We start from the raw sequence: 19,108 nt of genomic DNA on the forward strand, positions 1-19,108 counted from the left end.
GCGTCAGAAGCACTCCCGGCCGTCCTGCACCATCTCCACGTGCATGCCGCGGAGGGTGAAGACGGATGCCTGGGTGCTCCAGGAGACCTGCTGGAGGTTCGAGATGTGCACGGCGTCCGAGTCCTGCGCGAAGTCGCCGACCTCGCCCTTCGCCTTCGTCTGCACGGTGGAGGCGTCGACACCGATGCGGATGTTGTCGAAGCTCGTGTCGCCCTTGAGGTCGGTCATCCCGATCTGCAGGTCGGTGGCCTCCGCGGGCTCGTCGCCGCCGCCGGCCGTGATGATGACGCCGACCTTGCCGAGCGGGGTGTCGGTCGAGACGGACTGGCAGAGGTCCTTCAGCGTCGCGTGGCCGATGTTCGCGATCGCGACCGGATGCTGCTTGCCGGCGGTGTCCGTCGTCGTGCCCGCGTACTGCGAGAAGCTGGTTCCCTCGAGCTGGCTCGCGGCGATCTTGAACTGGCTGCCCGAGATCTGGAACGACACGGGCACGGAGCCCTGCGCGACGCCGCCGAGCATGACGGCCGCGATGACGCCGACCGGCACGGCGGCCAGGATCAGACGCCCGGTGTGGGATCGGGTGATGCTGCGGAGCTGCATGAATCCTCCTTGATTCGCGGTCGCCCAGGACCGTGTCCCGTATTGACTCCTGATCAATGAGACGGCGTGCGGAGCGGTCTATGACGCGACTCCGAGAGGTTTTTCTCCCTCGGCTCCGCGGCGGCCGATCCGGCTAGGCTCCCCGGCGTGGAGCGCGAGCGACGGCGGCTGAGCCCGGAGGACCGGCGCGCGCAGCTCGTCGCGCTCGGGGTCGCGGCGCTCGCCGACCGGCCGCTCGACGCCCTGAGCATCGACTCGCTGAGCACGCAGGCGGGGGTGTCGAAGGGGCTGCTGTTCCACTACTTCGGCAGCGTCGACGGGCTGCATCGCGAGGTGGTGCGCACGGCGCGCGACGCCCTGCTCCACGCGACCGAGCCGATCCCCGACCTGGATCCGGACGCGCGGCTCGAGGACACGCTCACGCGCGTCGTCGCCTTCGTCCGCGGTCACCGCGGCACGTTCTTCTCGCTCGTCCGCGGCGTCGCGGCGGGGAGCGCCGAGGTGCGGGAGGTCGTCGAGCAGGCGCGGCAGGTGCAGGCCGATCGGCTGCTCACCGTGTTCGTCGAGCTCGGGGCCGACGACACCGAGCGGCTCCGGGTCTCGCTGCGGGCCTGGGTGTCGTTCGCCGAGCACGTGCTCGTCGCGCTCGGGATCGAGAGCGAGACCCCGGATGCCGACATCGTCGCGATGCTGGGGCGGAGCGTGCGGGCGGTCGCCGGGGCGGTGGACGGGTAGCTCGGGGCGGGGGCTTCGACAGGCTCAGCCATCCGGTGTTCTGGGTGGCGGGGGCTTCGACAGGCTCAGCCACCCGGTGTTCTGGGTGGCGGGGGCTTCGACAGGCTCAGCCACCCGAGGCGGCGCGACCCCCGGTGCCTACCGCTCGAGCAGCTCCCGCATGGAGCTCAGGTGCGTGCGGATGCGGTCGGCCAGCTCGCCCTCGGAGGCCGGCGGCACGTCGTGCATCACCTCGACGAGCGCGGCGGTGACGAGCGTGACGGCGAGGCGTCCCGTGTCCGCTCCCGCGCGCTCCGTCGCCGCGGCGACCGCGGCGGTGCGGAGGTCCGCCATCCAGCGGTGCACGGCCGGCGCGAGCTCCGGGCGGCGCTCGACCAGCTCCTTCGTGCGCGCGCGGTCGGGGGAGAGGTGCACGGTCGAGGCCATGAGCACGCAGAGGTCGTCGATCAGGCCGTCGACCCCCGACCGCACGTGGAAGCGGGCGAGCGCCTCCTCGGTGATCCGCGGGTCGTGGAGCCCGAGCGCCGCGGCCGCCTTCGACGGGAAGTAGTTGAAGAACGTGCGCGGCGAGACGTCCGCGCGGGCGCAGATCTCGTCGACCGTGACGCCGTCGGGTCCGTGCTCGAGCAGCAGCTGCCGAGCGCCGTCGTGCAGCGACTGCCAGGTCTGCAGCTTCTTCCGCTCGCGGAGGCCGACCGCCTCGTCTGCCGGAGCGGACGCGACACCGGCCGGCGCGCCGGCGGGGGCCTCGAGGCCCTCCGCCGGCGTTCCGAGCATGCCGATCACAGCGGACGACCTAGCGGGAGACCGGGACCGACCCGGTCATCGGCCCGACGAGCGAGCCCGCCTCGGCGGCCGCGACGGCTGCCTCCTGCTCGAGCTCCAGCTCGGCGGCGCGGCGCTGGTCCGCGGCCTCCTGCAGGGCGGAGCGCTGACGCAGCGGCGGCACCTTGAAGAACCAGGTGAGCACGAACGCGAGCAGGATCACGGCGAACCCGACCCAGAACACGATGATCGCCGAGTCGTTGAAGCCGGTGAGGAACGGACGCGTGAGCCGCGGGTCGGCGCCGTTGAGGAACGACGTGTCGCTGGCGCTGCTCGAGTCGCTCGACGAGGCGTCGGCCTTCGCGAGCTGCTTCTCGATCGTCGGCACGAGCTGGTCGACGTAGAACGCGCGCTCGTCGGCATCCGACCAGTCGACCGCGAGGCGGCCGTCGATGACGGAGGCGTGGGCCTGCGTCGCCGCGGCGGCGAGCGCCTGGGCGGTGGCCTGCGGGCCGGCGGCGGACGTCGCGGCCGTGACCTGCGCGGTCACGCCGTCGAGCTGGGCCTGGATGCCCTGCTTGCTCGGGTCGACGATCTTCGACCAGATCTGCTTCATGACCCCGGCGTTCTCCTTCGCGCCGGCGACCTCCGGGTCGAACGCGGCGGTCAGCGCCGGCTTGAGGTTCGACGTGTCCGCGGTCGCGGTGGAGATGTTGCCGGGCAGGGCCGAGAACAGCACGGAGAGCAGGATCGCGACGCCGAGCGTGCCGCCGATCTGGCGGAAGAACGTCGCCGAGCTCGTGGCCACCCCCATGTCGCGCGGCTGCACCGAGTTCTGCGCCGCCATGGTCAGCGACTGCATGAGCTGGCCGAGGCCGAGGCCGATGACGAACATCGACAGCAGCAGGTACCAGAGCGGCCGGTCGACCGTCATGAAGGTGAGCATGATGTAGCCGACGGCGGTGAAGGCGGTGCCGATCACCGGGAAGGCGCGGTACTTGCCGATGCGCGCGACGACCTGGCCCGACACGATCGAGGCGATCATGAGGCCGAGCACGAGCGGCAGGGTCGCGAAGCCGGACTCCGTCGGGGTCAGGCCGGTCACGATCTGCAGGTAGAGCGGCAGGGTCAGCATCGCGCCGAACATCGCGAAGCCGACGAGGAACCCGAGCACGGTCGCCATCGAGAAGACGCGCGAGCGGAACAGCTTCAGCGGCAGGATCGCGTCGTCCTGCATCCGGCGCTCGATGAGGATGAACGCGACGAGGCCGACGGCGCCGATCACGTAGCACGCGACGGACCCGATGGAGCCCCAGCCCCAGGTGCGGCCCTGCTCGGCGACGAGCAGCAGCGGCACGAGCGTGACGATGATCGCGGTGGCGCCCCACCAGTCGATGCGCGGCTTGGCGTGCTGGTCGTGCACCTTCGGCAGGTGCAGGAACGCGATGACCATGACGAGCGCGGCGATGCCGATCGGCACGTTGATCAGCATGACCCAGCGCCAGCCGTCGATGAAGAGGATCTGGTCGGCGCCGGCGAGCAGTCCGCCGAGCAGCGGGCCGATGACGGAGGCGATGCCGAAGACGGCGAGGAAGTAGCCCTGGTACTTCGCGCGCTCACGGGGAGCCAGGATGTCGCCGAGGATCGCGAGCGGCAGCGACATGAGCGCGCCGGCGCCGATGCCCTGGATCGCGCGGAAGCCGGCGAGCATCAGCATCGAGGTCGAGAACGACGACAGGATCGCGCCGACGATGAACACGCCGATGCCGAAGATGAAGAGCGGACGGCGCCCGAACAGGTCGGAGAGCTTGCCGTAGATCGGCGTCGCGATCGTCGAGGTGATGAGATACGCCGTCGTCACCCAGGCCTGCTGGTCCAGTCCGTGCAGGTCGTCGCCGATCGTCCGGATCGCCGTGCCGAATACGGTCTGCCCGAGCGAGGACAGGAACATGCCCGCCAGGAGGCCGTAGATGACCAGGAGGATCTGGCGGTGGGACATGAGGGGCTCGTGGCCCGTGGCGGGCGCTGCCTGAGCTGAGGCGGATGACATGACGGTCCTTGCTCGAGATGGGGCCGTCGGCGAGGGAGGGATCTCGAGCGTCGGGGCCGGGAAGGGGCACGCGTCGACGTCGACGGATTCGTGCAGACGGTGCAACTTTACATCGGGTGCACGGATCTGTCCAGTCCGGCGGGCGCCCGTTCGCGGTCCCGCGCGGGGGCGCGACGGCAGACCCCGTCGGCACCCGGGACGTGGCGCCGACGAGGTCTGCCGGGACCGACTAGAAGGCCCTCCGGCGGCCGTCGGCCACCGCGAGGATGCAGCACACGATGCCGGTGATCGAGCCGACCGCGACGACGACTGCCGCCGCGATCCAGAACAGATCGAGCTCGGGGGACGATCCGAGTGTCATCGGCGCCTGCCTTCTTCCGGGACGCCGTCGCTGGGATCGACGGCGTCAACCGGTTCATTGCCAGGCGGCAACCATTCCTTACAGACCTCCGCCATCCGATGTGGAGGCTGCATCCGATGGGGAGCTCAGTCGTCCTCGCCGGTGGTCTGCAGACGGAGCTCCTCGATGTCGAGATGCGTCTGCATCCGGCGCAGCACGGTGTCGTCGATGCGGCGCTCGTCGCGCAGCCGGATGACCGTCTCGCGCTTGACGTGGAGGAGGGCGCGGCGCAGCTCGTGCTCCCGCTCGACCTCCGCCTCGGTCTCCTCGTCGTCGTCCGCGAGCTCGGCGTCGAGCTTCGCCTGGAAGTCCGCCCGCACCGACTCCCGTGACTCGTCGTCGACGCCGGTGCGATCCGCCTCCGCGTCGAGGGCCGCGAGCGCCGCCTTCGTCGACTCGGTCTTCGCGAGCAGCGCCTCGTCCTCCTCGGCGGAATCGTGCTGCAGCCGCGAGATCCGCAGCACAGCGGGCAGGGTGAGCCCCTGCAGGAACAGCGTCACGACCACGACGGTGAACGTCGCGGCGATGATCGTCGCCCGGTGCGGCAGCGGGTTGCCCTCCGTCGTGTACTCCGGCAGCGACAGCGCCGCCGCGAGCGACACCGCCCCGCGGAACGAGGCCCAGGCGATCGGCAGCCGCCCGCGGAACGACACGCGCCGCGCCCGCTGCGACGGCCGCCGGTCGAGCAGCCGGATGAGCGCGGTCGTCGCGTTCGACCAGGCGTGCCGGGTCAGGATGACGGCCGCGGCGCAGAGCACGCAGAGCCAGACCGCGCTGCGCCAGCCGTCCTCGGCGAGCGTGTGCACGACGGGCCGCAGCTGCAGCCCGATCAGGAGGAACAGCGAGCCGTTGACGAGGTAGGTGCTCACGCGCCAGAAGTCGTAGCCCTGCTGCCGTGGTCGCGCCGGCAGCACGCGTGGACCGACGCGGCTCAGCAGCAGGCCGCCGACCACGACCGACACGACGGCGGAGGCGTTGAGCACCTCGGCCGGCAGGTACAGCGCGAACGGGGTCAGCACGCTGAGCGTGTTGTGCTGCACGGTCGTGCGCATGAACCGGCGCAGCAGCCAGATGAGCAGCGCGACCGCGATGCCGAGGCCGACGCCGACCACGAGCGCGAACACGAAGCGGAGGCTCACCTCGCCGGCGTCGATCATGCGGCCGGCGACCAGCGCGGACACGGCGACGCTGTAGAGCGCGAGCGCGGTCGCGTCGTTGATGAGGCTCTCGGCGCGGAGGATGGTGGCCGCCCGGCGGGGGAGCCGGCCGACGAGCGCGGCGACGGCCGTGGCATCCGTCGGGGCGAGGATGGCGCCGAGCACGATCGCGCTGGTCCAGTCGAAGCCGAACGCGACCGCGATGAGGGCGATCACGAGCGCCGTGGCGATGACGAGCCCGACGGCGAGCAGCAGGATGACGCGGAGGTTGGCACGGATCTCGCGCAGCGACGTGTTGAGCGACTCCCAGTAGAGCAGCACGGGGAGGAACAGCAGCAGCACGATCTCGGGCGGCAGCGCCACGTCGTGGAGCCCCGGCACGAAGCCGAGCGCGGCGCCCGCGACGATGAGCACCATCGGCGCCGGGATGCGGAGCCGGTCGGAGAGCAGGCCGCCGGCGAGCAGGGTGGCGCCGAGGATCACCGCCAGCTCGAGACCGTTCACGGGATGACCGTAGTGGGACTCGGCCTCCCGTTGTGCAGGAGATCCCGGTGTCCTCCACACCGGTCCGGGCGCGCGCGTCCTGCAGAACGGCGGAGTCCTGCAGAACGGCGGCGGGGTTCCGCATCCGCGCCGGCTGTGCTTCCCTGGAGGGACACGTCCGATCGACAGGAGAAGGGAACCGGTCATGCGCGCATCCGTCACGCCCCGATTCCCTCTCCTCTCCGATCGAATGGACGTGAGCGCTGTTGCGCACTCTGACTCTGGGCATCGTCGCCCATGTCGACGCCGGTAAGACCAGCCTGACCGAGCGCCTGCTCTACGAGGCGGGCGTGCTCGAGACGCCGGGCAGCGTCGACTCCGGCAGCACCCGCACCGACTCGATGGCGCTCGAGCGCCGTCGCGGCATCACCATCCGGGCGGCCGTCACCGCCTTCGAGGTCGAGGGCACCGCCGTCACCCTCATCGACACCCCCGGCCACCCCGACTTCATCGCGGAGGTCGAGCGCTCGCTCGCCGTGCTCGACGGCGCCGTCGTCGTGGTCTCCGCGGTCGAGGGCGTGCAGGCGCAGACGGTCGTGCTCGTGCGCGCGCTGCGCCGGCTCGGCATCCCGTTCCTCTACTTCGTCAACAAGATCGACCGGACCGGCGCCCGGCCGGAGGCGGTGCTCGCGCAGCTGCGCGCCCGCCTGACCCCGGACGCCGTGCCGATCGAGCGCGTCGACGCGGTCGTGGCCGCCGTCGCCGAGACCGACGACGCGGTGCTGGCCGCGTGGGTCGACGGCGCGACGCCGGCGCTGCCCGAGCTGCTCGACGGGCTCGCGGATGGCACCGCCGCCGGCACCGCGCATCCGGTGCTGTTCGGCTCCGCCACGCGCGGCGTCGGCGTGACCAGGCTGCTCGAGCTGATCCCGCGGCTGCTGCCGGCTCGCGAGCCGGACGTCTCGGGCGCGCCCGCCGGGTCGGTCTTCAAGGTGGAGCGCGGACCCGCGGGCGAGCGGCTCGTCGACGTGCTGCTCGAGCGCGGCACGCTGCGAGTGCGCGACCGGCTCGAGCTCGGCGGCGCAGCGGAGCGGGTGACGGGCATCCGGGTGTTCCGCGACGGATCCGCGCAGCCCGCCGACGAGCTGACGGCCGGGCACGTCGGCCAGCTGCGCGGGCTCGCGGCCGCGCGGATCGGCGACGTGCTCGGGGCGGGGCGCGCGGGCGCGGTCGAGTTCCGCCGTCCGACGCTCGAGGCGGTCGTCGACACGGTCGTGCCCGAGCAGCGGTCGGCGCTGCGGGCGGCGCTCGACCGGCTGGCCGACGTCGACCCGCTCATCTCCATCCGGCACGACGACGCGCGGCTGCGCACGAGCGTGATGCTCTACGGCGAGGTGCAGAAGGAGGTGCTCGCCGCGCTGCTCGCGGAGGAGCACGGGGTCGAGGCCGTGTTCTCCGACTCCGCGCCGGTGTGCCTGGAGCGGGTGCTCGGCCCGGGCTCGGCGGTCGACCGGATGGGAGGCGAGGGCAATCCGTTCCTGGCCTCGCTCGGCCTCCGGGTCGAGCCGGCGCCGGTCGGCTCCGGCGTCGCGATCGAGCTCGAGGTGGAGCGGGGCGCGATGCCCGCCTCGCTGTTCTCCGCGGCGTTCGAGGGCATCCGCGCCGGGCTGTTGGCCGGTCCGCACGGCTGGGAGATCCCGGACGCCGTGGTCACCATCACCGAGACCCGGTACGCACCCCGCCAGGGGCACGCGCATCAGAAGTTCAACTTGTCGATGTCGACCATCGCCGGGGACTTCCGCGCGCTCGCGCCGCTCGTGCTCATGGACGCGCTGAAGACCGCCGGCACCGTCGTGTGCGAGCCGGTCGCGCGGGTGGAGCTGGAGGTGCCGGACGACACCGCGCCCGCCGTGATCGGCGTGCTCGCCGGGGAGGGCGGGATGCTGCTCGAGACGGCGCTGTCGGGGACGGATCGCACGCTGCTCGTCGGCTCGATCCCGGTGCGGCGCCTGCCCGGTCTGCAGCGCCGGCTGCCGGACGCGACGCGCGGCGAGGGCGTGATGACGGCCGATCCGGACCGGTTCGAGCCCGTCGTCGGCGTGCCGCCGGAGCGCGAGCGGATCGACGACGACCCGAGGGACCGGGTGACGTACCTGGCGGTGGCCGCGAGGCGGATCGGCCGGGTGTGACCGTCGGAGCGTATCGAGGCCTCAGGTCTACAGCACGAGGCTTCGATACGGCCTCGTCCCCCGGCCTACCCAGCCATCGGCTGCGTGACCGCCTTCACCTCGCGAACGGATCCCGCCCTGCGAGGTCCTGCGCCATGAGCCGGTTGCCGGCACTCAGCCCGCCGTCCACCGGCAGCACCACCCCGCTGATCCACGCCGCCTCGGGAGACGCGAGCCACACCAGCGCGCTCGCGATGTCGGCCGGCATGCCGACCCGTCCGAGCGGATACCACCGGGCCGCGCGGTCGAGGAGCCCCGGGTCGGTCTCGAGCTGCGTGCGCCAGGCATCCGTCGCCGTCGTGCCGGGAGCGACGGCGTTGGCGCGGATGCCGCGCGGACCGTACTCGGCGGCGAGCCCGCGCGTGAAGGCGATGAGCCCGGCCTTCGCGGCCGAGTAGGCCTCGCCGCCGTACCAGGCGAGGCCGTTCACGCTGGCGACGTTGAGCACCACCCCCCGCCCCCGCTCGAGCATGCCGGGCAGCACCCGACGCGCGAGGTGCATCGGCGCGGCCAGCGTCACGGCGAGGTCGCGATCGATCTGCGCGTCCGTCACCTCGGGGAACGCCTCGGCCGCGATCGAGTGCGCGTTGTTGACGAGGATGTCGACGCCGCCCGCCAGTCCGTCGAGCGCCGCGTCGACGGCCGTCAGGTCGCCCACGTCGGCCGTGCGGACGAGCGCTGCGGGCAGCTCGGCGGCGATCGCGGCGGCGTGCGCCTCGTCCCGCTCGAGCAGGATCAGCCGAGCGCCGGCGGCCGCGAAGCGCCGTGCCGTCTCGGCCCCGATCCCCGCTCCGGCACCGGTGATGAGCACGGTCGAGGCGGCCAGGTCGAGGGTCATGCGGCGGAGTCTAGGCGGGGCGCCCGGGTGGGGGAACGGAGGCGTCAGCCGGGGTTCTGGCGGATGTCATGCGCCGGTGCCATGATCGCGGCAACATCCCGACGAGGAGGCCCCGATGTCTCAGACGCTCAACCCGTACCTCAACTTCCGCGGCAACGCCGCGGAGGTCATCGCCTTCTACGCATCGGTCTTCGGCGGCGAGCCGAGCATCATGCGCTTCTCCGACCAGGGCATGGACGTGCCCGAGGCCGAGAAGGACTGGGTGATGCACTCCCAGATCGACACGCCCGCCGGCTTCACGCTCATGGTGTCGGACGTGCCGAGCCACATGGACCTCGCCGAGGGCTCGAACATCTCCGTCTCGCTCAGCGGCGACGACTCGGCGGCGCTGACCGGCTACTACGACAAGCTCAGCGAGGGCGGCACGGTCGTCGAGCCGCTGACGCAGGCGCCGTGGGGCGACAGCTTCGGCATGCTCAAGGACCGATTCGGCGTCAACTGGCTCGTCAACATCTCGGGCGCCGCGAGCTGACCGCCTCATCCTCATCGGGTGGCTGAGCCCCACAGCCCCACCGGGCTGCTGAGCCCCACCGGATGGCTGAGCCTGTCGAAGCCCCTACGGCAGCGGCAGCGGCGTGCGGCGGTGATCGAACACGAGGCTCGTCCTCGTGAACGACACCGCCGGGTTCGCGGAGAGGTGCTCGACCACGAAGTCGCGCACCGCCTCCGTGTCGCGCACGACCACGTGCACGATGAAGTCCTCGCCGCCGCCGAGGAAGAACGCCTGCACCACCTCGGGCAGCGCGATGATCCGGTCGAGGAACGAGGAGATGCCGCCGCGCGCGCCCGAGCGGATGCCGACGCTGATGAGCGCCTGCAACCCGAGCCCCAGCGCGGCCGGGTCGAGTTCGGCCGTGTACCCGGTGATGACCCCGCGGTCCACGAGCGAGCGGAGGCGGGCGTGCGCGGTCGACGGCGCGACGCCGAGGCGCTCCGCGAGGCGCGCGTTCGGCATCCGGGCGTCCTCCTGCAGAGCGGCCAGGAGCCGGGTGTCGAGGTCGTCGAGCGGACCCGTCGGATCGGCTCGCAGGATGTTCGCCGCAGTCACGTCCGGCCGCCTCTCTCGCGAAGGAACATCGGCGCCATTCGGCGTTGGCCGGAGGATCTTCGGCAGATCTTCCCTCCAGCCGATGTGATTCGCATACTAGCCCCGACCCCGGAACCGCTCGCGGGGGCCCGCACCACGAGCACAGGAGCAGCCATGAAGGTCGGCATCCCCACCGAGATCAAGAACAACGAGAACCGCGTCGCCGCGACGCCGGCCGGCGTGCACGAGCTCGTGCGCCGCGGTCACCAGGTCTTCGTCGAGGCGGGCGCGGGACTCGGATCCCGGGTCGCGGACGAGGACTACGCCGCCGCCGGCGCGACGCTGCTCGCCACCGCCGACGACGTCTGGGCCGAGGGCGACCTCCTGCTCAAGGTGAAGGAGCCCATCGCGCCGGAGTTCGCGCGGATGCGGCGCGACCAGGTGCTGTTCACCTACCTCCACCTCGCCGCCGCCCGCGACACCGCGGAGGCGCTGCTCGCCGCCGGCACGACCGCGATCGCGTACGAGACGGTCCAGCGCGCCGACCGCAGCCTCCCGCTGCTCGCCCCGATGAGCGAGGTCGCCGGGCGCCTGTCGATCCAGGTCGGCGGCTACCACCTCATGCGCGCGGCGGGCGGTCGCGGCATCCTGCTCGGCGGCGTGCCCGGCACGCCGAAGGCGCGCGTCGTCGTGATCGGCGGCGGGGTCGCCGGCGAGCACGCGGCGGCCAATGCGCTCGGCATGGGCGCCGACGTCACGGTCATCGACCTCAACATCGGGCGCCTCAAGCAGCTCGAGGCGCAGTTCGGCGGCCGAATCCAGACCCGCGCGTCGAGCACGTACGAGATCGCCGCGCAGCTCAGCGACGCCGACCTCGTCATCGGCTCGGTGCTGATCCCCGGCGCCGCGGCGCCGAAGCTCGTGACCGACGAGATGGTCGCCGCGATGAAGCCCGGCTCGGTGCTCGTCGACATCGCCATCGACCAGGGCGGCTGCTTCGAGGGCTCGCACGCGACCACCCACGACGCCCCGACCTTCGCCGTGCACGACTCGCTGTACTACTGCGTCGCGAACATGCCGGGCGCGGTGCCGGAGACCTCGACGCGGGCGCTCACGAACGCCACCCTGCCGTACGTGCTGCAGCTCGCCGACCGCGGATGGCGCGACGCGCTCGCGGCGGACGAGGCGCTCGGGCGCGGACTCAACACGCACGGCGGCGCGATCACGAACGCGGGCGTCGCGGCCGCGCTGCAGCTGCCGGAGACGACGGTCGCGGAGGCGATCGCCGCGTAGGTCGTTCGGATCCCCGCGCCGCGCCGACACTCGGGCTCCCTGAGCGGCGCCGACACTCGGGCTCCCTGAGCCGCGCCGACACTCGGATCCCTGAGCCGCGCCGACACTCGGATCCCTGAGCCGCGCCGACACTCGGATCCCTGAGCCTGTCGAAGGGTCGTAGCGCGGCCGCGTCCGAGGCTACGACGGGCTCAGCCACCCGGGGGCGCGAGCGCTACCAGTTGCGCGGGCTCTCGACGAGAGTGGCCTCGTCGAGCTCGACGCCCTGGGGCGTCGACGCGGCGGCCAGCAGCGACTCCACGAGCCGCGGATCCGTCTCGGCGTCGCGGGCGCCATCGAACTTGTAGATCAGGTCGATGTGCGGCGCGACCCACAGCGAGGTGCGTCCGCCGCCGACGCGCTCCGCGTCCCGCCACGACACGAGGAACGGCTCGTTGCGCCGCAGCTTCGTCGTGATGGCGAGGCGCAGGTGGTGCAGGAGCCGGTCGTCGAGGTGCACGCGCGTGCGCTGCGAGCCGTAGAACAGATCCCCCACGCGTGCCTTCCGCCGGCCTGGGCAGGGCCGCGAGCAGAGGCGGGAGGTCCGGTGATCGGACCGTAGCCGGATCCGCCGGAGCGCCGAGGGGGGTTGATCGATCCGCGATCCGTCTGCTATCCGACAGCGCTATCGCACCCCTCACCCCGAGTCGCAGAGCGCGGTGCGAGGACCCTGGGCGAAGCCTCCATCCGCTTGAAGCGCGGGCGCTCGAGGGGAAACGTGGACGTCGTCCCCGCACGAACCACGGAAGGAGACGAGCGAATGCTCACCATGACTCCCGCCGCCAGCACGGTGGTGAAGACCCTCATCGACCAGAACCCCGACGTCGAGGACGGCGGCCTGCGCATCGACGCCGGCGGCCCCGACGGTGCCGACTTCGCGGTCAGCATCACCGAGGTGCCCCAGCCCACGGACGCGGTCGTCGAGTCCGACGGCGCGAAGGTGTTCCTCGGCGAGAGCGCCGTGCTGGTGCTCGACGACAAGGTGCTCGACGCGCAGGTGGACGACGCCGGCGGCGTGCGCTTCGCCCTCGCCGACCAGGCCTGACGCCCACGTCGACCGAGGCCCCGCATCCGATCGGGTGCGGGGCCTCGTCGTGTCCCGGGCGGTGCAGATGACGGGCCGTGACACGCCGGAGGACGTCCCGGCGCCCCGTTAACCTTCGCGTGCCACGCTGTCTCCCGCTCGTTCACCCGGACGCGGCGACGACAGGAGGACCGATGGCCACGACGAAGAAGCTGGAGCGCGACGCCAAGAAGTCGCTCCGCGCCGCGCTGAAGGCGGTGGAGGACGCCCGCGCCAAGGCGCGCAAGCTCGGCAAGAACGCCCGCAGGGACGCCGAGCGGATCGCCGACCGCCTCGAGCGCCGCGCCGCGTCCGCGAGCACGGCCGCCGCGAAGGCCGTGGACGGCGCGAAGAAGGCCGCGGCCGCCGCGAAGACCGCGAAGCCGGTCGAGACCGTCGCCACCGCCGCCGAGCGCGCGACCCAGACGGCGCAGAAGGCCATCGAGAAGCCCGGTTCGGCGACGAAGCCCGCCGCGGCGAAGAAGTCTGCGCCCGCGAAGAAGTCCGCAGCGGCGACGACGTCCGCGGCGGCGATCTCCACCGCGCCCGCGAGGAAGCCGACCGCGGCCAAGAAGCCGACCGCGGCGGCGAAGAAGCCGGCCGCAGTCTCGGCGCCCGCCGCCGCGACCGCAGCCCCGAAGCCCGTCACCAGCAGCTCGGCGGCCCCGCGGCCCCGCGCCGCTCGCGTCCGCAGCGCCGCGGGTGCCTCTGCTCCGCTCACCTCGCTCTCGGTCGTGCAGCTGCGCGAGCGGGCGAAGGCGAAGAAGCTCGCCGGGTACTCGCGACTGACCAAGCCGCAGCTCGTCGCGCTCCTCGAGCGCTCCTGATCGCCGATCGCCGACCAGTTCACCTCCCGGACACCGGGCGCGCCTAGCGTTCCCGGCTCGAAGGGGGGCGCATGACCGACCTCGTCTCTCCCACGTCCGATCCGTCGCCGGTGCTCGGCAGCGTCGACCTCGCCGCACCCGAGCGCACGCTGCTCGACGTCCTCCGCGAGACCGCGCTGCGGCATCCGGAGGCGTCCGCGATCGATGACGGCGACGAGGCGCTGAGCTACCGCGAGCTGATGGCCCGCGTCGTCGCGCTCGCCGCCCGCCTGCACGGCGCCGGCATCCGCCGCGGGGATCGGATCGGGGTTCGGATGCCCTCCGGCGGCTCCGCGCTCTACGTCGCGATCCTCGGCGTGCTCGCCGCGGGCGCGGCCTACGTGCCCGTCGACGTCGACGACCCGCAGGAGCGCGCCGATCTCGTCTTCGGGGAGGCCGGCGTCGCCGGCATCCTGTCGGGCGCGGGCGAGCTGGAGCTCCGTCCGGGGGCCGGGGGTGGGTCGTCGACCCTTCGACAGGCTCAGGGGTCCGGTGCGGGGGCTCAGGGGTCCGGTGCGGGGGCTCAGGGGTCCGGTGCGGGGGCTCAGGGATCCGATGCGGGGGCTCAGGGGTCCGGGGCGGGGAGAGGTGCGGCTCCGCACCCGAGCACGGCGAGCGTCCCGCTCGCCGATCCGCCGACGCCCGACGACGACGCCTGGATCATCTTCACCTCGGGTTCGACGGGCACGCCGAAGGGCGTCGCGGTGTCGCACCGGTCGGCCGCGGCGTTCGTGGACGCCGAGGCCCGCCTGTTCCTGCAGGACGAGCCGCTCGCCCCGGGCGACCGCGTGCTCGCCGGGCTCAGCGTCGCGTTCGACGCCTCGTGCGAGGAGATGTGGCTGGCCTGGCGGTCGGGCGCGTGCCTGGTGCCGGCGCCGCGTGCGCTCGTCCGCACCGGCATGGACCTCGGGCCGTGGCTCGTCGCACGCGGCGTCACCGCCGTCTCGACCGTGCCCACCCTCGCCGCGCTCTGGCCCGCGGAGACACTCGAGAACGTGCGGCTGCTGATCTTCGGCGGCGAGGCCTGCCCGCCCGAGCTGGTGGAGCGGCTCGCGGTCGACGGCCGCGAGGTCTGGAACACCTACGGCCCGACGGAGGCGACCGTGGTGGCCTGCGGCGCGCTGCTCGACGGCAGCGGACCGGTGCGGATCGGCCTCCCGCTCGACGGCTGGGAGCTCGCGGTCGTCGGCGAGGACGGCCTCCGCGTGCCCGAGGGCGGCGTCGGCGAGCTGATCATCGGCGGCGTCGGGCTGGCGCGCTACCTCGACCTCGCGAAGGACCTCGAGAAGTACGCGCCGCACGCGGGCCTCGGCTGGCCGCGCGCCTACCGCTCGGGCGACCTGGTGCGCTTCGAGCGCGAGGGCCTGATCTTCCAGGGCCGCGCCGACGACCAGGTCAAGATCGGCGGCCGCCGCATCGAGCTCGGCGAGGTGGAGGCCGCGGTGCAGGCGCTCGACGGCGTCAGCGCCGCCGCCGTCGCCGTGCGCGAGACGGATGCCGGCACCCGCGTGCTCGTCGGCTACCTCGTGCCGGCCGACCCCGATGCGTTCGACCGCGTCGCGGCCCTGGCGCGCCTGCGGGAGGAGCTGCCGGCGGCGCTCGTGCCGCTGCTCGCCGTCGTCGACGACCTGCCGACGCGCGTCTCCGGCAAGGTCGACAAGGCCGCGCTGCCCTGGCCGCTGCCCGACGTGGAGGTCGACGTCTCGGCGCTCGACCCGGCCGTGCGCGAGCTCGCCGAGCTCTGGCAGTCGGTGCTCGGCGTGCCGGTGCCGGATGCGGACGCCTCGTTCTTCGAGCTCGGCGGCGGCTCGCTCGCCGCGGCGCAGCTCGTCACCCGCGTGCGTCGCGACGACCCGGAGTTCACGGTCGCGCAGATCTACGAGCACCCGCGTCTCGGCGCGATGGCCGCATTCCTCGCCGAGCGGAAGGACGCCCGCGGCGACGGCCCGGCGCACGTGTACCACCGGATCACCCCGGTGCCGCGCGGCTTCCAGCTCGCGCAGACGCTGCTCGGCGTGCCGATCCAGATCCTCGCCGGACTCCGCTGGCTCACGATCCTCTTCACGGCGACGGCGCTGCTGCACACGCAGCCCGGCTTCGAGGCGCTGCCCGGCATCCCGGTCTGGCTGCTCGTGATCGCGCTCGTGCTGTTCGTCACGCCGTTCGGGCGCATGGCGATCGCCGTCGTCATCGCGCGGCTGCTGCTCGCCCGGCTCGAGCCGGGCGACTACCCGCGCGGCGGCGCGGTGCACCTGCGGCTGTGGCTCGCCGAGCAGGGCGCGCACTCCGTCGGCGCCGCGAGCCTCGCCGGCGCGCCCTGGATCAGCTACTACGCCCGCGCCCTCGGCGCCCGGATCGCGTCGGACGTCGACCTGCACGCCCTGCCGCCGATCACCGGGATGCTCAGCATGGGCCGGGGCGCCGCGGTCGAGCCTGAGACGGATCTCGCCGGCTGGTGGATCGACGGCGACACCGTGCGCATCGGCGGCATCCGCATCGGCGCCGGGGCGACGGTCGGCGCGCGCAGCACGCTGGCGCCCGGCACCCACCTCGGCAAGCGCTCCGAGATCGCAGCCGGATCGAGCGTGTTCGGGCGCGTGCCGTCCGGGCAGCTCTGGGCCGGGTCGCCGGCGGTCCGCGTCGGCCCGACGCGCGCCTGGTGGCCCGAGGACCGGCCCGCGCGCCGGAGCCGCTGGATGCTCGCCTACGGCGCCGTGTCGGTCGCGATCTCGCTGCTGCCCGTGGTCTCCGTCGCGGCCGGCGTGCTCGTGCTGGCCCCGTTCCTCCGGGGCGCCCGCACGGCGGGCGACGTCGTGCTCGGCGCGCTCGCCGGCCTCGTGCCCGCCACGCTCGTGACCGGCGTCGTCGCGGCCCTGCTCGTCGTGATCGGGGTGCGGCTGCTCTCGATCGCGCTGCACCCGGGCGTGCATCCGGTGCGCAGCCGCATCGGCTGGCAGGCCTGGGCGACCGAGCGGCTGCTCGACCTGTCGCGCACCCTGCTGTTCCCGATCTACTCCAGCCTGTTCACCCCGGTCTGGCTGCGGATCCTCGGCGCCAGCGTCGGGAAGGACGTCGAGGCGTCGACCGTGCTGCTGATCCCGTCGCTGACCGAGATCCGCGACGGCGCGTTCCTCGCCGACGACACGCTCGTCGCGCCCTACGAGCTCGGCGGCGGATGGGTGCGGCTCGCGAAGGCGGAGCTCGGGCGCCGCTCGTTCCTCGGCAACTCCGGCATCGCGGCGGGCGGGCGGCGCGTGCCGCGCGACGGGCTCGTCGCCGTGCTCTCGACCGCGCCGCGCAAGTCGAAGGCCGGCTCGTCGTGGCTCGGCTCCCCGGCCATGCGGCTGCGGCGCCAGGTGAGCGCGGGCGACCTCGAGCGCACGTTCTCGCCGCCGACCCGGCTCCGCGTCGCGCGGGCGCTCTGGGAGCTCGGGCGCATCGTGCCCGTCATCATCACCGTCGCCCTCGGCCTCGGGGTGATGCTCGCGCTCGCCGGCATCGCGGCGGCGCTCGGCGTCGGCTGGGCGGTCGTGCTCTCGGGTCCGGTGCTGCTCGCCGCAGGCGCGGTGGCGGCCGTGATCTCGACGCTCGCGAAATGGACGCTCGTCGGCCGCATCCGGCGGGGCGAGCATCCGCTCTGGTCATCGTTCGTCTGGCGCAACGAGGTGGCCGACACCTTCGTCGAGATGATCGCGGCGCCCTGGTTCGCCTCGGCGGCCGTCGGCACCCCGGCGCTCAACGTCTGGCTCCGCAGCCTCGGCGCGCGGATCGGCCGCGGGGTCTGGTGCGAGAGCTACTGGCTGCCCGAGGCCGACCTCGTCGAGCTCGGCGACGGATCGACTGTGAACCGCGGGTGCGTCGTGCAGACCCACCTGTTCCATGATCGGATCATGGCCATGGACTCCGTCGCCCTCGACCTCGGCGCCACCCTCGGCCCCCACAGCGTGGTGCTGCCCGCGGCCCGCATCGGCGCGCACGCGACGGTCGGCCCGGCGTCGCTCGTCATGCGCGGCGAGCAGGTGCCCGACGGCAGCCGCTGGAGCGGCAACCCGATCGGCCCGTGGCGGGAGGTCGTGCTCGCGCCGTACCGCGCGGTCACGGTGCGATGACCGGCCTCCTCACCACCGGCGGCGCGGACCCCTACCTCCCCGGCATCGGCGATGACGGCTACGCGGTCGACGCCTACGACCTCGACCTCGACTACCGCGTCAGCGTCAACCGGCTCGAGGGCGTCGCCGCGATCGACGCGCTCGCGCTGCGGGATCTGCCGCGCATCCGATTCGACCTGTCCGGCCTCCGGGTGACGAAGGTGCGCGTCGACGGCGAGAAGGCCCGGCACTCGCACCTCGCCCATCACCTGACGGTCACGCCCGCGCGGCCGATCACGGCGGGGGAGCGGTTCCGCGTCACGGTCGAGTACGGGGGCACGCCGAAGCCCCGGCGCAGCACCTGGGGTCCGGTCGGCTGGGAGGAGCTCGCCGACGGCGTCATCGTCGCCGCGCAGCCCTCCGGCGCCTCCACCTGGTTCCCGTGCAACGACCACCCGTCCGACAAGGCGCGCTACGCGATCCGCGTCGTCACCGACCCCGACTACACGGTCGTCTGCAACGGCCGCCTCGAATCGAAGCGGATGACCGGCGGCCGCCGCGTGTGGACGTTCGCCCAGGACCAGCCCACCGCCACCTACCTCGCGACGTTCCAGCTCGGCCGGTACACGACCGCGTCGGCCGACCTCGACGGGGTGCCTGGCTCGCTCGCCTACCCGTCCGCGATCGCGCGCCGCGTCAAGCACGACTTCGACGGGCTCGCCGGCATGATGGCGCTCTACCAGCGGCTCTACGGGCCCTACCCGTTCGACGGCTACGGCGTGGTCGTCACCGCGGACGAGCTGGAGATCCCGCTCGAGGCGCAGGGGATGGCGATCTTCGGCGCGAACCACGCCGACGGCGCGCGCACCTGGGACCGGCTCATCGCCCACGAGCTCGCCCACCAGTGGTTCGGGAACAGCGTCGGGGTGGCGGCGTGGGAGCACATCTGGCTCAACGAGGGCTTCGCCTGCTACTCGGAGTGGCTGTGGTCGGAGGAGCGCGGCGGCCCGAGCGCCGACGCCTGCGCCCGCGAGCACCACGAGCGGCTGCGGCACGAGCCGCAGGACCTCGTGGTCGGCGCCCCCGGCCCGGCCGACATGTTCGACGACCGCGTCTACAAGCGCGGGGCGCTCGCCCTCCACGCCCTCCGGCTCCGCCTCGGCGACGCCGCGTTCTTCGACCTGATCCGCGAGTGGTGCGACGTGCACCGGTACGCGGCGGTCACGACGGACGACTTCCTCGCGCTCGCGGTCGCGGCCGGGGGAGCGGAGGCCGGCACGCTGCTGCATGCCTGGCTGTTCCACAAGCGGCTGCCCGCGTACCCGCACTGAGCCCGTCCGCCGCTGGCCGAGGAAGGCCGTCTCCGGCCTGTCTCGAAGCCTCAGGTCTGCACGCGTGCGGCTTCGAGACGGCGCC

At 73.2% G+C, this 19,108-nt stretch carries 16 protein-coding genes; 8 read left to right on the forward strand and 8 right to left on the reverse strand.

Going from position 1 to position 19,108, the window contains the following annotated elements; genetic code table 11:
• Window positions 1-3: 3 nt before the first annotated feature.
• Entirely contained in the window at window positions 4-600 is a 597-nt protein-coding gene (locus tag AC1RSJ_RS04735; RefSeq protein WP_493117190.1) for a DUF6230 family protein, read from the reverse strand.
• 147 nt (window positions 601-747) lie between these two features.
• Between AC1RSJ_RS04735 and AC1RSJ_RS04740 the strand changes: the two genes are divergently transcribed.
• Complete coding sequence (locus AC1RSJ_RS04740; protein ID WP_493117191.1) at window positions 748-1,335, forward strand: TetR/AcrR family transcriptional regulator; 588 nt, start codon at window positions 748-750, stop codon at window positions 1,333-1,335.
• 138 nt (window positions 1,336-1,473) lie between these two features.
• On the opposite strand, the gene AC1RSJ_RS04745 is transcribed toward AC1RSJ_RS04740, so the two are convergent.
• The 4 genes from AC1RSJ_RS04745 to AC1RSJ_RS04760 all read right to left on the reverse strand — a co-directional run bounded on the left by AC1RSJ_RS04745 (window position 1,474) and on the right by AC1RSJ_RS04760 (window position 6,211).
• Complete coding sequence (locus tag AC1RSJ_RS04745; RefSeq protein ID WP_493117192.1) at window positions 1,474-2,112, reverse strand: TetR/AcrR family transcriptional regulator; 639 nt, start codon at window positions 2,110-2,112, stop codon at window positions 1,474-1,476.
• 19 nt (window positions 2,113-2,131) lie between these two features.
• A complete protein-coding gene (locus AC1RSJ_RS04750) occupies window positions 2,132-4,099 on the reverse strand; it encodes an MDR family MFS transporter (RefSeq protein ID WP_493117193.1) in 1,968 nt (655 codons plus the stop codon).
• A gap of 280 nt (window positions 4,100-4,379) precedes the next feature.
• Complete coding sequence (locus AC1RSJ_RS04755) at window positions 4,380-4,511, reverse strand: hypothetical protein (RefSeq protein ID WP_493117194.1); 132 nt, start codon at window positions 4,509-4,511, stop codon at window positions 4,380-4,382.
• A 125-nt stretch (window positions 4,512-4,636) separates the two neighbouring features.
• Window positions 4,637-6,211, reverse strand: a complete 1,575-nt coding sequence (locus AC1RSJ_RS04760) for a Na+/H+ antiporter (protein ID WP_493117195.1) — start codon at window positions 6,209-6,211, stop codon at window positions 4,637-4,639.
• 245 nt (window positions 6,212-6,456) lie between these two features.
• Between AC1RSJ_RS04760 and AC1RSJ_RS04765 the strand changes: the two genes are divergently transcribed.
• Window positions 6,457-8,379, forward strand: coding sequence for a GTP-binding protein (locus AC1RSJ_RS04765; RefSeq protein WP_493117196.1), 1,923 nt, complete (start codon window positions 6,457-6,459; stop codon window positions 8,377-8,379).
• A gap of 94 nt (window positions 8,380-8,473) precedes the next feature.
• Here the strand turns inward: AC1RSJ_RS04765 and AC1RSJ_RS04770 are convergent, their stop codons facing one another.
• Window positions 8,474-9,256: an SDR family oxidoreductase gene (locus AC1RSJ_RS04770; protein WP_493117197.1), complete on the reverse strand. Its 783-nt coding sequence runs from the start codon at window positions 9,254-9,256 to the stop codon at window positions 8,474-8,476.
• A gap of 115 nt (window positions 9,257-9,371) precedes the next feature.
• Here AC1RSJ_RS04770 and AC1RSJ_RS04775 point away from each other — a divergent pair, with 115 nt between their 5' ends.
• Window positions 9,372-9,788 (forward strand): VOC family protein, encoded by a 417-nt coding sequence (locus AC1RSJ_RS04775; RefSeq protein WP_493117198.1) that lies wholly within the window; start codon window positions 9,372-9,374, stop codon window positions 9,786-9,788.
• Between the two features lie 84 nt (window positions 9,789-9,872).
• Here AC1RSJ_RS04775 and AC1RSJ_RS04780 read toward each other — a convergent pair whose 3' ends face one another.
• A complete protein-coding gene (locus AC1RSJ_RS04780; protein WP_493117199.1) occupies window positions 9,873-10,364 on the reverse strand; it encodes an Lrp/AsnC family transcriptional regulator in 492 nt (163 codons plus the stop codon).
• Window positions 10,365-10,517: 153 nt separating this feature from the next.
• On the opposite strand from AC1RSJ_RS04780, the gene ald reads away from it, so the two are divergent.
• Window positions 10,518-11,636, forward strand: a complete 1,119-nt coding sequence (ald, locus tag AC1RSJ_RS04785; protein ID WP_493117200.1) for an alanine dehydrogenase — start codon at window positions 10,518-10,520, stop codon at window positions 11,634-11,636.
• Between the two features lie 214 nt (window positions 11,637-11,850).
• Here ald and AC1RSJ_RS04790 read toward each other — a convergent pair whose 3' ends face one another.
• Window positions 11,851-12,171, reverse strand: a complete 321-nt coding sequence (locus AC1RSJ_RS04790; protein WP_493117201.1) for a DUF7882 family protein — start codon at window positions 12,169-12,171, stop codon at window positions 11,851-11,853.
• 264 nt (window positions 12,172-12,435) lie between these two features.
• Between AC1RSJ_RS04790 and AC1RSJ_RS04795 the strand changes: the two genes are divergently transcribed.
• The 4 genes from AC1RSJ_RS04795 (at window position 12,436) to AC1RSJ_RS04810 (ending at window position 19,023) form a co-directional block, all read left to right on the forward strand.
• Window positions 12,436-12,720 (forward strand): Fe-S cluster assembly protein HesB, encoded by a 285-nt coding sequence (locus tag AC1RSJ_RS04795; protein WP_493117202.1) that lies wholly within the window; start codon window positions 12,436-12,438, stop codon window positions 12,718-12,720.
• 173 nt (window positions 12,721-12,893) lie between these two features.
• Entirely contained in the window at window positions 12,894-13,565 is a 672-nt protein-coding gene (locus AC1RSJ_RS04800; protein WP_493117203.1) for a hypothetical protein, read from the forward strand.
• Window positions 13,566-13,636: 71 nt separating this feature from the next.
• Window positions 13,637-17,713 (forward strand): Pls/PosA family non-ribosomal peptide synthetase, encoded by a 4,077-nt coding sequence (locus AC1RSJ_RS04805; protein ID WP_493117204.1) that lies wholly within the window; start codon window positions 13,637-13,639, stop codon window positions 17,711-17,713.
• Window positions 17,710-19,023 carry a M1 family metallopeptidase gene (locus tag AC1RSJ_RS04810; protein ID WP_493117205.1) on the forward strand — a complete coding sequence of 438 codons (1,314 nt, stop codon included), beginning with the start codon at window positions 17,710-17,712 and terminating at the stop codon, window positions 19,021-19,023. Before AC1RSJ_RS04805 ends, AC1RSJ_RS04810 begins: the two co-directional genes overlap by 4 nt.
• The last annotated feature ends 85 nt before the right edge of the window (window positions 19,024-19,108 follow it).

This window comes from Schumannella sp. GW821-FHT10F01 (assembly GCF_058809295.1).